The 15,595-nt window shown below is 41.2% G+C and carries 10 protein-coding genes; 8 read left to right on the plus strand and 2 right to left on the minus strand.

Going from position 1 to position 15,595, the window contains the following annotated elements; genetic code table 11:
* Window positions 1-60 precede the first annotated feature (60 nt).
* The 8 genes from FJR37_RS03865 to FJR37_RS03900 all read left to right on the plus strand — a co-directional run bounded on the left by FJR37_RS03865 (window position 61) and on the right by FJR37_RS03900 (window position 12,043).
* Window positions 61-1,599: an MBL fold metallo-hydrolase gene (locus FJR37_RS03865; RefSeq protein ID WP_168465346.1), complete on the plus strand. Its 1,539-nt coding sequence runs from the start codon at window positions 61-63 to the stop codon at window positions 1,597-1,599.
* Between the two features lie 9 nt (window positions 1,600-1,608).
* Window positions 1,609-2,742, plus strand: coding sequence for an aminotransferase class I/II-fold pyridoxal phosphate-dependent enzyme (locus FJR37_RS03870; RefSeq protein ID WP_039203381.1), 1,134 nt, complete (start codon window positions 1,609-1,611; stop codon window positions 2,740-2,742).
* A 28-nt stretch (window positions 2,743-2,770) separates the two neighbouring features.
* Window positions 2,771-4,957, plus strand: a complete 2,187-nt coding sequence (locus FJR37_RS03875; protein ID WP_174763382.1) for a polysaccharide biosynthesis tyrosine autokinase — start codon at window positions 2,771-2,773, stop codon at window positions 4,955-4,957.
* A 901-nt stretch (window positions 4,958-5,858) separates the two neighbouring features.
* A complete protein-coding gene (locus tag FJR37_RS03880) occupies window positions 5,859-9,251 on the plus strand; it encodes a phycobilisome rod-core linker polypeptide (protein WP_168465347.1) in 3,393 nt (1,130 codons plus the stop codon).
* Between the two features lie 494 nt (window positions 9,252-9,745).
* Entirely contained in the window at window positions 9,746-10,231 is a 486-nt protein-coding gene (apcA, locus tag FJR37_RS03885; RefSeq protein ID WP_039203384.1) for an allophycocyanin subunit alpha, read from the plus strand.
* 67 nt (window positions 10,232-10,298) lie between these two features.
* A complete protein-coding gene (apcB, locus tag FJR37_RS03890; protein ID WP_027402733.1) occupies window positions 10,299-10,784 on the plus strand; it encodes an allophycocyanin subunit beta in 486 nt (161 codons plus the stop codon).
* A gap of 334 nt (window positions 10,785-11,118) precedes the next feature.
* A complete protein-coding gene (locus FJR37_RS03895) occupies window positions 11,119-11,325 on the plus strand; it encodes a phycobilisome linker polypeptide (protein ID WP_027402734.1) in 207 nt (68 codons plus the stop codon).
* Between the two features lie 502 nt (window positions 11,326-11,827).
* Window positions 11,828-12,043 carry a DUF433 domain-containing protein gene (locus tag FJR37_RS03900; RefSeq protein WP_081981507.1) on the plus strand — a complete coding sequence of 72 codons (216 nt, stop codon included), beginning with the start codon at window positions 11,828-11,830 and terminating at the stop codon, window positions 12,041-12,043.
* Between the two features lie 266 nt (window positions 12,044-12,309).
* Here the strand turns inward: FJR37_RS03900 and dnaK are convergent, their stop codons facing one another.
* Both dnaK and FJR37_RS03910 read right to left on the minus strand, forming a co-directional pair.
* Window positions 12,310-14,208, minus strand: a complete 1,899-nt coding sequence (gene dnaK, locus FJR37_RS03905; RefSeq protein ID WP_039203385.1) for a molecular chaperone DnaK — start codon at window positions 14,206-14,208, stop codon at window positions 12,310-12,312.
* 433 nt (window positions 14,209-14,641) lie between these two features.
* Window positions 14,642-15,514, minus strand: coding sequence for a phosphodiester glycosidase family protein (locus tag FJR37_RS03910; protein ID WP_039203386.1), 873 nt, complete (start codon window positions 15,512-15,514; stop codon window positions 14,642-14,644).
* Window positions 15,515-15,595 lie beyond the last annotated feature (81 nt).

Below are 15,595 nucleotides of genomic sequence, written 5' to 3' on the forward strand. Positions count from 1 at the left end.
AAAGAGGATCAGCGTAACTACGGAGAATTAACCCTACACATTCCCTATTCCCTATTCCGTATGAAAATTATTTCTCTCGGTCATGCAGGCTTACAAGTAGAAACTCGAAATGCTAGAGTGCTGATTGATCCTTGGTTTTCACCAGAAGGGGCGTTTCTGGGTTCATGGTTTCAGTACCCAGCTAACCAACATTTGATCACCCCCTCACTGCTGCAACCAACGGCCATCGCTATTTCTCATGAGCATTTAGATCACCTTGACCCTTGGTTTTTGTCCCAAATACCAGCAAATACACTTATTATTATTCCTCACTATCCCTCACCAGTCTTAAAGAGAAAAATTGCTGCTGCTGGTTTAAAGGAAATTATCGAATTACCTCAGTGGCAACCAATAGAAATAGCTGGAAGTATTAGTATTTTCTTTGTATCAGAACAGTCACCAATGAACCATGACTCAGCGGTGGTCATTGTTGCTGATGGGCAGACTCTACTTAATCTCAATGATGCTCGCTTGTCAGGATCTCAACTTAGCAGCATCCGTAACAAAGTAGGTGGAGTAATTGATGTGTTAGCACTGCAAGGAGCAGGGGCTTCTTGGTATCCCATTTGTTATGAGTACCCCGAAGAACGTAAAAGAGAACTTTCCCAGAATAAGCGCCTAGCTAAATTTAAGTACATGGAACGGGCGATCGCTATTGTTGAACCAGTAACAGTTATCCCCTGTGCCGGTCCTCCCTGTTTCCTTGATTCAGAACTGACTTGGGTAAATGCACAGATCGAAGCCGGAATTTTCCCAGATCAACAGCAGGTAGTAGACTGGCTAGGGCAGGAGGGAATTAAGAATACTATGATTTTGCTACCAGGTGATGCTTTTGATATTACTACAAATCAAAAAGCAGCCGATCCTATCTGGGATGATTTTCGCTTTAGCGATCGCTCTGCTTACCTAAAAAACTATGCTGAAACTAGAACTGGCAATCTTCTAGCATTAAAGGCTCATTATCCTCAACCTACCGAATCTCTTTACTTACCATTCCGCGACTATTTCCAGCGTCTTTTGGCCATGAGTCCTTACTTCAACAGCAAAATCAGGATGCGAGTTGGCTTTGATATCACAGGACCTGGTGGGGGAAAATGGGCAGTTGATTTTCGACCAGGTTTAGAAGGGGTATATGACGAGATGAGTGAATGCAGCTATGGATACCGTTTTGCATCAAGATGGCTGCCTTCTTTGTTAGATGGTTCCTTGCCTTGGGAAGACTTCTTTTTGTCTTTGCGATTTCAGGTATGGCGAAATCCAGACATCTACAACGACCATCTTTTAGGACTCTTAAAATTTGCTTGTCCCCAATCTCTACAAGCTGTAGAGGATTACGAAAACTCCATGGATTCCCAAGAGCAAATGACAATTCATGCCGAGGGAAATAATTACTTAGTACAGCGCCATTGCCCCCATGCAGGTTTTGACTTGCAGGAAGTAGGAGAGGTTTTACCCGGAGGAATTTTCCGCTGTCTAGGTCATCACTACGAGTTTGATTTAAACACTGGAAAATGCCTCAATGGCAAATGCAAGTTACTCAGCAGCAAGCACATTATTTAGGTCATACAGATGAATAAACCAATTCTCCTTTCAACCCCCCACATAGGAAATTACGAATTAGCATTTGTCAAAGAAGCATTTGACACTAATTGGATTGCCCCTATAGGTCCCCATGTTGATGCTTTTGAACAGGAATTTTGTCAAGTTACTGGTGCTAGTTATGCGGCTGCTGTGAGTTCGGGAACTGCGGCTTTACATTTAGCTTTGCAATTAGTTGGAGTCACCAGAGGAGACGAGGTTTTTTGTTCCACCTTAACCTTTGCAGCTACCGCTAATCCAATTGTTTATTTAGGGGCGAAACCAGTTTTTATTGATAGCGATCGCATATCCTGGAATATGAACCCAGATTTGTTGCAGGAAGCTTTACAAAAACGCGCCTATTTTGGTAAATTACCCAAAGCAGTTATAGTCGTACATTTATATGGTCAAAGTGCAGACATTGAACCTATTATCAAACTTTGCGATCAATATAATATTCCGTTAATTGAAGATGCCGCCGAAGCTTTAGGAGCTACCTACAAAGGCCTTTCTCCCGGTACATTTGGGCGGTTTGGTATTTACTCCTTCAATGGTAATAAAATTATCACTACATCCGGTGGAGGAATGCTAGTTTCTGATGATGATCAACTAATTACCAAAGCCAAATTTTTAGCAACTCAAGCCCGCGATCCTGCCCCCCATTATCAACATTCAGAAATAGGATATAACTATCGTCTTAGTAACGTTCTAGCAGGTATTGGTCGAGGTCAATTACAGGTTTTAAATGAAAGGGTAACTGCTAGACGGCGCAACTTTGAAATTTACCAATCTACTTTGGGAAATCTACCAGGAATAGAATTTATGCCCGAAGCTAATTTTGGCTATTCTACTCGCTGGTTAACGGCTTTAACAATCACCCCAGAAGCTTTTGGTGCAGATCGAGAATACATTCGCATCCAACTTGCTAAACAACAAATTGAAGCTCGTCCTGTATGGAAACCATTACACCTGCAACCCGTGTTTTCTGAATATGAATGTATTGGTGGTAAAGTCGCCGAAAATTTATTTTTACATGGTCTTTGTTTGCCTTCTGGTTCTAATTTAACGGACGAAGATTTAGCAAGAGTAATTAATGCCATTAAAACCATTCACTCCACAACTTGAAAAACATACATAAAAGAGTTAATTTATTATGGAACTACAACAATCTTCTATATCACCACAAAAATACTGGACAATTCTCAAGCGTCGTTGGCTTGCCACTTTATTAATTACTATTTCCGTTTTTATCATAGCACAGTTAGCTGCATCTTTGAAAAAACCTATTTATCTTGCAGAAGGTAAATTACGGTTTCAAAGAAGCAATACAGCCTCATCTATCACAGGATTAGGTGCAGAAATAGGCAAATTAGATCCTTTAATGGAACAAAATAACCCACTCAACACAGAAGTAGAAGTAATAACTTCTTACCCTATTATAGAAAAAACTATTAAACGACTAAATCTCAAAGATAGTCAAGGTTTTACCCTAAAACCTAAGCTATTTCTCAAAAATCTTGTTGTCAGAGAAGTTAAAGGCACTAATGTTATCCAAATTAGCTACAACGATACTAATCCCAAAACTGCCGCCCAAGTTGTAAATGAACTAATTAAAGTTTATTTAGAGCAAAATCTGTCTTCACGGCGAGCCGAAGCAAGCGCAGGACGTAAATTCATAGAAAAACAATTACCCAAAGCCGAATTAGTAGTCAGTCAAGCCGAATCTGAATTAGCAGATTTTAAAGAAAAAAACAAAATTATTTCCTTACAAGAAGAAGCTACTGAAGCAGTACGAGTTATTGGTAATTTACAATTAAGGATCAACGATACTCAATCTCAATTAGCTAATGTTAAGTCACAGTATCAAGTAGTTGTTCAGCAATTGGGAATGAACCCAAAACAAGCCTTAACAATGACTTCTATTAGCCAAATCTCTGGAATTCAAGATATTCTTAGAGAAATCCAACAACTACAATCACAACTAGCAAACAGACAAACAATTTTACAGGAAAATCATCCACAAATCATAGATCTACAAGATAAAGTTGCTTCTCTAAACAAGGTTATTGACAAAAGGATAAATCAGTCCATAGGTAAAAATAAACTACAAGCAGAAGACAATTTACAATTGAGTGCTTTACAGCAACAACTCTCTAGTAAACTCGTAGAATTAGAATCCAACCGTCTAGGTTTAGCCAATCAAGCTAATTCTTTATTACAATTACAATCTACCTATAAACAAAGATTGAATACATTACCTAAATTAGAAGAACAACAGCGTCAATTAGAACGTAAACTTCAAGTAGGACAATCTACCTATTCTTTATTACTTCAGAAACTCCAAGAAAGTAGAATAGCTGAAAATCAAAACTTAGGCAATGCAAGTAGAATATCCGAAGCTCAAGTTCCTGATGAACCTATTTCTTCTGTCATAATTTCCTATCTCAGTTCAGCATTATTGAGTATATTGGCAGCTATTATGACTATATACATCCTAGAAATGAAGGATAAATCTATTAAGACTATTGATGAAGCCAAAGAATTACTAGAATTAACCTTGTTAGGAGTTATCCCTACCGCTACCAAGTGGAAAAGAACCTCTAAAAATAATGAAGCAGATGAATCCTATAGTCAAAGAATTATAATTCGAGATTTTCCTCGTTCTTCTATTAGTGAAGCTTACCGAATGTTGAGGGCAAATCTTAATTTTATCAGTGCTGATAAAGAGTTAAAAGTTATTATTGTTACTAGTTCTGTACCCAAGGAAGGTAAATCAACAGTAGCAGCTAATTTAGCTACAGCAATGGCACAAATGGATAAACAAGTTTTATTAATAGATGGAGATTTGCACCGTCCAGTTCAGCATAAAATTTGGGACGTAATAAATAATCAAGGTTTAAGTAATTTAATTTTCAAACAGGAAGAAATTACTGCGATAATTAAAAAAGTCATGCCTAATTTAGATATTTTGACTTCTGGCATAGTTCCTCCCAGTCCAGCATCTCTTCTCGACTCACAACGCATGGCAACTTTAATGGCTAACTTCTCGGATAAGTATGATTTTGTCATTGTTGATACACCAGCTTTAAATGTGGCTGCTGATGCTGTTACTTTAGGACAAATGGCTGATGGTGTTTTATTAGTAGTGCGTCCTGGTGTAGTTGATTCTGTGAATGCGACTTTTGCTAAAGAACTATTAGCAAAATCTGGTCAAAATGTCTTAGGACAGGTAGTTAATGGTGTAATTGTGAAAAATGAACCCCATAGCTATTACTACTTTCAAAAAGAAGACTATTTACAAACAATCAATGTAGAGTCTCAGGAATCTGTAAAAATTTAACTAATTAGGGTTTGCTGAAAAAGTTGTCTGTGAGGGCAGGGAACAGGGAACAGGGAACAGTTTCAACGATCTGGATATCCTCAATTTTCCAAATCCGACAAAGAAAAATGCACCTATTTTGAGACACCATCAGCCAGAACCTTGCACTCTTTTGTGATAAAAATCCGCGAAACCCTTATTAATAAATGGTTTTAGCTTTATTTAGCAAGCCATAATTAGGGTTTGCTGAAAAAGTTGTCTGTGAGGCCTAGTACCGCAAGGCGGAAGTCAAAAGTCAAAAGTCAAAATGAAGACAGTATAGGCTTTTGGAGGATTTAGAATGGTTCATTCACTTACGCCACAGTGTACTAGGAGTATGGCTAACGCTACGCTATCAGCAAACCCTACTTAGGGATAGGAGGTAGGGGCGCAGGGTCTGCGCCCAGTCAGGAGTGAGAAATGAAGATAGAATCAGCCACCAACACTATCTCAGTATATTGAGTCATATTTTTACTTATTTATCTTAATTTTACGTAATTTAATGCTGATGTTAGTAAAAATAAGGTAGGGGTTTACCAACCTGTTATCAACATAGCCTTTCTCATTTTTGTCTGCGGTCTATTTGTGGCTGTATAAATAAGTTTAAGAATTAAATTGGTGCAGAATTTGGGATAAAATCTGTGTTCAGCCAAGAAAATCCAAGTATATATCTTCTTGAATATCAAAATTTAGATTACAGATTCGACATACTTCTTAATAAACCAACAGCGTAAACGCAAAACGTTCTAATCTAAAAATTGACCGAGTTAATTTACTGGGTTTTATAGGCGTAAAATTCATAGATACGCACAAATGTCAAGCCTTAAAATAAATAACTCAGGCTTAACACATAAACAGTTATGATAGGAGTCTTAAAAAACCCATGAGTGTTAAGGCAAGCGGTGGAAGCTCAGTTGCGCGTCCGCAACTATATCAAACCTTACCTGTCTCTACCATTTCCCAAGCGGAACAACAAGACCGCTTTTTGGGAAGAGGTGAACTAAGTGAACTTAGCAGCTATTTTGCCTCCGGTGCAAAGCGGTTAGAAATTGCCAAGATTTTGACCGACAATTCCGAAATTATCGTTTCTCGTGCGGCTAACCGGATTTTCATTGGTGGTTCACCAATGGCTTTCTTCGAAAAGCCCCAAGAACGAGAATTGGCGATGGTCGGCGCAGGTGTTAATGTCCAAGAGGGCATGAAACTAGGAACAGTCACCTACGTTGAAAGTAGTGGTGGTTTCTTTGAAAACCTCCGTTCTATCTTCAATACTTCTGCTGGCGGACCAACACCTCCAGGCTTCAGACCCATTAACGTTGCTCGTTATGGGCCTAGCAACATGGCCAAGAGCTTACGGGACTTGTCCTGGTTCTTGCGCTATGCCACCTACGCCATTGTCGCTGGCGACCCCAACATCATCTCTGTAAATACCAGAGGTTTGCGGGAAATTATTGAAAATGCTTGTTCTGGGGAAGCAACCATCGTTGCTTTGCAGGAAATTAAAGCAGCGTCCCTGTCTTATTTCCGTAAAGATGCCGCAGCCACAGAAATTGTGACTGAGTACATGAATGTGTTGCTGACAGAATTTAAAGCACCAACACCTTCTACTAAAGTTCGTCAACGTTCTTCCGGCGACCAACAAGGGTTACAACTGCCACAAATTTACGCTGTTGCCGCAGAACGTCGTCCTAAGTACGCCATGAAGCCAGGTTTGTCTTCTAGCGAGAAAACTGAAATCATCAAAGCGGCTTACCGTCAAGTATTTGAGCGCGATATTACCCGTGCTTATAGCTTGTCTATTTCTGACTTAGAATCTAAAGTTAAAAATTGCGAAATCTCCATGCGGGAGTTTATTCGCCGTTTAGCTAAATCCCCCCTTTACCAAAAACAGTTTTACCAGCCTTTTATTAATAGCCGGGTGATTGAATTGGCTTTCCGTCACATTTTAGGACGGGGTCCAAGTAGCCGGGAGGAAGTGCAAAAATACTTTGCCATTGTCTCACTTAAAGGTTTAGCCGGTTTAGTTGATGCTTTGGTAGATTCTACCGAATACAGCGATTACTTTGGTGAAGAAACAGTTCCCTACATTCGGGGTCTGGGTCAAGAAGCCCAAGAATGTCGTAACTGGGGACAACAGCAGGATCTGTTTAAATACAGTGCGCCTTTCCGGAAAGTTCCTCAGTTTATTACAACTTTTGCTGCTTACGAACAACCATTACCTGACCAACATCCCTACGGTTCTGGTAATGACCCCTTGGAAATCCAATTTGGGGCAATTTTCCCGAAAGAAACCCGCAACCCCAGCAGCAGCCCTGCACCATTCAGTAAGGATACCCGTCGGATCTTGATTCACCAAGGACCTGGTATCAATAACCAACTCAGCAACCCTGGTGCGCGTGGTGTTGCTCCTGGTACTTTGGGCGCTAAGGTGTTCAAGTTAGACCAGTTACCTGGAACTATTGGTAAAAAGGCTGCCAAGGGTGTAAGTGTCAAGTTCTCCGAAAGTTCTACCCAAGCGGTAATTAAGGCTTGTTACCTGCAAGTTTTCGGTCGTGATGTTTACGAAGGTCAACGTCTGAAGGTTGCAGAAATTAAGCTGGAAAACGGCGATATCACCGTCCGCGAGTTTGTGCGGATGTTGGCGAAGTCGGATTTATTCCGCAAGATGTACTGGACTTCTCTCTATGTCTGTAAAGCGATTGAATATATTCACCGTCGCTTATTAGGTCGTCCTACCTACGGTCGGGAAGAAAACAACAAGTATTTTGACATTGCTGCGAAGAAGGGCTTCTATGCAGTGGTTGATGCCATTCTTGACAGTGATGAATACAGCCAGGCATTTAATGAAGATACTGTTCCTTACGAGCGCTATCTAACTCCTGCGGGTGTGTCTTTACGTCAATTACGTGTGGGGACTATCCGCGAAGATGTGGCAAATGTTGAAAAACAAGAAACTCCTCGCTTTGTGGAATTGGGTGCAGTCACAGAAATGCGGACTGAACCAGATATTGATTTCCGCATTAACCAAGGTGTTACTAAGCAACGTGAGCAAACCAAAGTCTTTAAACTGACAGCAGTTAAAAATGACAAGGTTGCGGCGGAAATTGTGATTAGCGGTGCTTATCGGCAGATTTTCGAGCGCGATATTGCTCCTTACATCTCTAAGAACGAGTTTACAGTTCTAGAAAGTAAGTTGGTGAACGGTGAAATCAGCGTTAAGGAATTTATTCAAGGTTTGGGTTACTCTAGCCTGTATCAGAAAGAGTTCTACACCCCTTACCCCAATACAAAAGTAATTGAGTTGGGAACTAAGCATTTCTTGGGTCGCGCTCCTATTGACCAAGCAGAAATTCGTAAATACAACCAAATTTTAGCTACTCAAGGGATTCGTGCTTTTATTAGCGCGATGGTTGAAAGTGCTGAATATGGTCAGGTGTTTGGTGAAGATACCGTTCCTTTCCGTCGCTTCCCCACTTTACCTGCGGCTAATTTCCCCAATACTGAGAAGCTTTACAACCAGTTAACCAAGCAAAATGATGATGTGGTTGTTCCTAGTTTTGCAACTGTGAAGCCACGGATTAAAACTGAGAATACGCCAATTCTAGCGAAGGCGATCGCAGATTTAGCAGCCCAAGCCAAGAAAATGGACAAGACAAAACCCTTGTTTATTGAATTGGGTCGTTCTTTCAACGATGGTCGTGGTCAATCTGTAGAAGTTGGTGTCGGTACAAGCCGTCGCAAACCAGCCCGGATTTACCGTGCTACCACTGGCACAAATTCCCCAGAAACCAATCAGGTCATCAATGCTATCTATATCCAAGTTATGGACGTATTTAGCGGTCAAGTACCTGCTTATTTCCGCCGTTCTGACTTAGACAGCAAATTGCGTAACGGCGAAATTACCGTGCGGGAATTTGTTCTCGAACTAGCCAGTTCCGAAATCTATCGCAAACGGTTCTACACCCCCTATCCCAACACCAAGGTAATTGAATTCCTATTCCGTCACCTCTTGGGACGCGCACCCGCTACTCAGGGCGAAATCCGTCAGTACAACAAACTATTGGCTGATAGCGGTTTACGGGCAGCAGTAGAGGCAATTGTTAACAGTCCTGAGTATGCTCGTTACTTTGGTGAAGACGTTGTTCCCTACAAACGCTATCCATCTTTACCAGCAGGTAACTATTTAGGCAGTGTTCAAGCTGAAGCCGACCTAGTGAAGCAATCCTGGTCTAGCTTATCTCCTTCTGTTTTAACAGGTGGTCTTCCTAATAGATAGGTGACAGGTGACAGGTGACAGGTGACAGGAAGAAGGCAAGAGGCAAGAGGCAAGAGGCAAGAGGCAAGAGACAAGAGACAAGAGGCAAGAGGCAAAAGATAATTCTTCCTTTCTTCTCCCTCATGATTCAGAAAAGACTGTTTAATCTGGATTTCACAGGCTTTTTACTGTTCCCTGTTTCCTGTTTCCTGTTTCCTGTTTCCTGTTTCCTGTTTCCTGTTTCCTGTTTCCTGTTCCCCTGTTTACTGTTCCCTGTTCCCTGAGAATGAGCAAATCTGAAAATAAGTGTTACAAAATATTAAGAGCAGTAATAAATGCTCAACATAATACTGGACAATATTTTGCGGGAGGTAATTGAGTTTTCCACCTGGTTTACACCAAATCCAGACAATCTGGCTAAAAATGTCAACCAAGTTGTCAAGTCACTATCAACCACGTAAAGTCGTACCAGTTTAATCAAATTCTGGTTCCATTAGTTTTGGAGGAATCCATTAATGAGTATCGTCACGAAAGCCATCGTGAATGCTGATGCGGAAGCTCGCTACCTCAGCCCCGGTGAATTAGATAGAATCAAAGGTTTTGTTGCAGGTGGCGCACAACGTCTCCGCATCGCTCAAGTATTGACCGAAAACCGCGAGCGCATTGTTAAGCAAGCTGGCGACCAACTGTTCCAAAAACGTCCTGACGTTGTTTCCCCCGGTGGTAACGCTTACGGTCAAGAAATGACAGCTACTTGCTTGCGTGACTTGGACTACTACCTCCGTCTCGTTACCTACGGAATCGTTTCTGGTGATGTTACAGCCATCGAAGAAATCGGTATCGTTGGTGTACGCGAAATGTACAAATCTTTGGGTACTCCCATTGATGCAGTTGCTGGTGGCGTTGCCGCTATGAAGAACGTTGCTGCTACCTTGTTGTCTGCTGAAGACTCCGGTGAAGCTGGTTCTTACTTCGACTACGTTGTTGGTGCAATGCAGTAAGTTTTAGCTGTAACTCGGCTCAAACTAAAACTGTAGCAATAAGGTTGGAAATAAGGAAAAAACAACAATGCAAGACGCAATTACCTCCGTTATCAATTCTTCAGACGTTCAAGGTAAATACCTTGATACCGCTGCTCTCGAAAAGCTAAAAGGCTACTTCGCTACTGGTGAACTGCGCGTTCGTGCAGCTACAACCATCAGTGCTAATGCTGCTGCGATCGTTAAAGAAGCTGTAGCTAAATCCTTGTTGTACTCTGACATCACCCGTCCCGGTGGTAATATGTACACCACTCGTCGTTACGCAGCTTGTATCCGTGACTTGGATTACTACTTGCGCTATTCTACCTACGCTATGTTGGCTGGCGACGCTTCCATTTTGGACGAGCGTGTATTAAATGGTTTGAAAGAAACCTACAACTCCTTGGGAGTACCCGTAGGCGCTACAATTCAAGCTATCAGTGCTATGAAGGAAGTAACTGCTAGTTTGGTTGGTCCTGACGCTGGTAAAGAAATGGGCGTTTACTTCGACTATATCTCCTCTGGCTTGAGCTAGGACTTAGCTTTGCACTTAGTGATGTAGGTGCGGCATTATTAAGGTCTGGAGATCAATCATGATTGCTAGAAGGTTCTCTTGCTAATTGATTGTAAGTGTTATCAGTCTGGTGCTGATGGTTGATTTCCAGCCTTGGAAAAAATAATTGTCAGGAGTCAGGAGTCAGGAGTCACAATATTTGATATATTGATAAGTAATCAAATATAGTTTTTGGCATAGAATTTAGAAAAGCTGACCACTGATAGCTAAATCCTTACAGATAAATTAAAGATTTTCACTCAAGACATTTGAGATAAAAAAGTTTCCCAAACAATATCAGGAGATTTAAAACAAAATGGCTCGTTTATTTAAAGTAACTGCTTGTGTTCCTAGCCTATCTCGGACTCGCACCCAACGCGAATTACAAAATACTTACTTTACTAAGTTAGTTCCTTATGAAAATTGGTTCCGTGAACAACAACGGATTCAAAAAATGGGTGGCAAGATTGTTAAAGTGGAATTAGCAACCGGTAAACAAGGTACTAATGCTGGTTTGTCTTAATTTCTATAAATCAAACATTATTTTGATTTTGGAAGGGGTCTAAAAAGACCTCTTTTTTTGTGCCTTTGATTTGATAAGTAATTGGACAAAAATATTTACAGTCATTGCGAGCGAAGGGAAGCAATCACAACCCTTGGAATTGCTTCATTTCACTTCGTTCCATATGGCTAACGCCACGCAACGATTACGCAATGACATTGTGTAATTAATTCTGTCTCACTACTTATTAAGAAGCAATTTGCATTAGAGAACTCCACAAAAAAGATGAACTGCTTGCAGCAGCGCCTCGCTATCCAATCTTGTGGGATGTGGGATGCCCGTCCTTGTATTATTAGCGGGCAAGACTTGTACTGAGCTTGTCGATAGCGAAGCGTGGCGTTAGCCATAGTATGCCCGCACCACAAGAAATTTTAGGATATTTTTTTAATTGGAAGTCTCTTATTAGCTGAAACGCTTATGATAGACTAAAGTGAAGTAAAATAAGCAAGTAATTCCGTCAACTATGGCAACTGCTACTAACATTGGTACGCTAGTAACCTGTTCTCCAGGTGTGAATAATGGTCGTCCCATGATTACAGGGACTAAAACTTCTGTAAGTCGGGTGGTTATTCTTTACAAACAAGGTGCAAATGCTGAAGAAATTGCCCGCCGGATAAGTCACCTTAACCTTGCTCAAGTATATGCGCGTCACAACTTGACTCCAGATTTAGTACCTTAACGGGTAGTAGAAATGGTGACAAGTTTACCGGACATGATGGGGTCGTGATGCACTCAGATACTAACGCTGCTGACAACGTTCTAGCACTAAATCAACGCAAGGTATGCAGGGACAAATAGAATTTTTAAGCAACTGGGTTTATTAATAATCACTATCTCGCAATAACTAATTTAATTACCATTAAAAAATACCCATCCAGTTATTGCGCTAGGTGGGTATTAATCGTGTAGGGACGGGGGTTCACCGTCCTTGATGAGAATTTATGACTACTTGCTTTCAGTGAAATCAGCATCAATAACATCATCACCAGAAGGAGCAGAACCACCGCTTGGAGGTTCAGTACCAGCAGCACCAGCAGCATCACCAGCTTGTTGATAGATATTGCTACCAATAGCAAACAGAGCTTGTTGCAATTCTGGCGTCAACTTCTGGATTTGAGCATCATCTTCTTTAGCAACAGCTTCCCGCACTTCCTTAACTAAACCTTCAACCTTAGTCTTATCAGCAGCAGGGACTTTATCACCCAACTCTTCCAACTGCTTTTCAGCTTGATAAGCTAAAGAATCAGCTTGGTTTTTGCGTTCAATTTTTTCACGACGTTCCTTATCAGAAGAAGCATTTTGTTCAGCTTCTCTCACCATGCGTTCTACATCATTCTTATCCAGAGTAGAAGCACCAGTGATACTAATAGATTGTTCCTTACCAGTTCCCTTATCCTTAGCCGCAACATTGAGAATACCGTTAGCGTCAATATCAAAAGTAACTTCAATTTGGGGAACACCACGAGGAGCAGGAGGAATACCATCCAAACGGAAAGTTCCTAGACTCTTGTTATCATTGGCGAATTCTCTCTCACCTTGGAGAACGTGAATTTCCACATTAGTTTGTCCGTCTACAGCAGTAGAGAACACTTCTGATTTCTTGGTAGGAATTGTAGTATTGCGAGGAATAATCTTAGTCATGACACCACCCAAGGTTTCTACACCCAAAGATAATGGTGTTACGTCTAACAACAAGATACCTGTAACATCACCAGCCAAGACACCCGCTTGAATAGCAGCACCAACAGCTACCACTTCATCAGGGTTAACGCTTTGGTTAGGATCTTTACCTAACACCCGTTTGACCACATCTTGAACTGCGGGAATCCGGGTAGAACCACCAACGAGAACAACTTCGTCAATATTGGTCTTATTTAACTTCGCACCTTTGAGCGCATCTTCCACCGGAATGCGGCAACGGTCAATTAAATCAGCGCAGAGTTCTTCAAACTTAGCGCGAGTCAGAATTGTATCTAAATGCTTGGGACCGTCCTGAGTAGCAGTGATAAATGGTAAGTTAATCTCCGCTTGAGTAACGCTAGAAAGTTCAATTTTGGCTTTTTCTGCGGCTTCAGTCAGACGTTGTAAAGCTTGTTTGTCCTTACGGAGGTCAATACCTTCGTCTTTTTTGAACTGTTCAGCTAGGAAGTCAACGATTTTTTTATCAAAGTCGTCACCACCCAGGTGAGTATCACCGGATGTTGATAATACTTCAAATACACCGTCACCTACTTCTAGAACGGATACGTCGAAAGTACCACCACCCAAGTCAAACACCAGGATAGTTTCGTTGCTCTTTTTATCAAAGCCATAAGCTAGGGAAGCGGCGGTAGGTTCGTTGATAATGCGGAGAACGTCAATACCAGCGATTTTTCCCGCGTCCTTAGTAGCTTGACGCTGAGAGTCGTTGAAGTAAGCGGGAACGGTAATTACAGCTTGGGTAACAGTTTCACCCAGGTATTTACTAGCATCTTCAACCAATTTGCGGAGAACTTTCGCAGAAATTTCTTCAGGAGCAAATTGTTTACCAGCACCAGGAGAATCTACCTTAACGTTACCGCCACTGCTGAGAACTTTATAAGAAACTTCTGTAGCTTCGTTGGTAATTTCGTCGAAACGACGACCAATAAAGCGTTTCACTGAATAAAAAGTATTTTCGGGGTTCATTACCGCTTGGCGTTTAGCGATTTGACCCACTAAATTGTCGCCATTTTTAGCAAATGCAACTACCGAGGGTGTTGTCCGAAAACCTTCCGCATTAGCAATAACAGTGGGTTTACCACCTTCCATTACTGCCACACAGGAGTTAGTCGTTCCTAAATCAATTCCAACTACTTTTGCCATTTTGGGTGTTTGCTCCGTATAAAATTACTAAATGAACTCAGAGAGAATATAAAATTGCATTAACTAACTGCTAATAACAATCAGTTGCCCAAAAAGAAACTGATGGCTTTGCTGGGAAGACAATCCCAAACTAGGCTACCCAGGGCAAGAAATAGAAATAAACTCAGTGGTAGCCATTCCATGTAGGGTGGTTTACCGAACCGTCAGGGGAACGGTGAATTTTATAAATTATGTCTAGTGGTTTCATGGATTTATGTGCTTTCACATTGACTAATGTATGGGAATTAATACTTTCAGGAATTGGGGTGAACCGTAACTTTATAGTCGTATTTGCCGTCAAACCCCATTAAAAATTAAATACTATACCCCTGACTCCGTAATCAAGGGCTGGCTAATTGGTAATTATTCCTCTAATTCCTGAACCGTGCCTTATTTACGAGGCAGGTATGGAAGGGTGTTCTCCTTTTTGAAACTTCAGCCATGCCTGTTCTAAGGCTGTGGGAGCGGGATTTGTGGCATCATAAATGACGATTACATTGGTTAAAGGTCTACCCGCGGGAACTACAATATTAGTCTTGTTGGCTAAGGCTCTGGATGCTCCACCATCTAAATTCATAGCTTCATAACAACCGATCGCTTTCATTGCCTCTGCTTCCTGCTGTAAAGTGAGGTTAATTTCAAAATTGGCTAAAATCAGCTTTGTGCCATCCTGAGTAAAACCAATGGCTGTGCGATCGCTATTGCCTAAAACAACAGGATCTTTAAAGCCTTCAATACTGGGATTTATCCATATTTCGCCCTGTCGCAATAATCTCGGTCCACAAGTTAGGGAAAACCAATGTTTATTCCATTGCGGTTTACCCTCTACTCTGGCTGTTACCATTTCTGGTTTATTGCCGACTCCTAATCCCAAGGTAGTCCCAAAATTTTCCCAGCGACTGTATTTGACAAATTTTCCCCCAGCTACCATGTTACCCATCACTGTTTTTTGAGGATTTTTGGCGAAGAATGTGCCATTAGCAACCACAGTGGCCTTATAACGCGCTACTAATTTACTAAATTCTTCATCACCACTGGTTTTTTGAATGGTGTTGGCAAAGCTGGCATTTTTGGCTAAACCCATTGTAATCAAGGTTTTTGGATCTGTGAGATCAACTATGGTTTGATAAAAAGGGATACCATTAATTTGACTTTTGTTTACTTGGACTGGTTGAGCATAACTAGGTAATGTTAAGGTTAATCCTTGTGCTAAGGTTGCCCCACCCAGAAATAAAAAGGATCTGCGGCTGATTTTGCTAATTGTCATAATTGATGTTTATTAATCCTTTCTTCTTTTTCCTGAATCCTGAATGGGCGCAGTCCCTGCGCCCCTACCTCCTGAATCCTT

The organism is Aphanizomenon sp. UHCC 0183 (genome assembly GCF_009712065.1).
GTDB lineage: Bacteria > Cyanobacteriota > Cyanobacteriia > Cyanobacteriales > Nostocaceae > Dolichospermum > Dolichospermum heterosporum.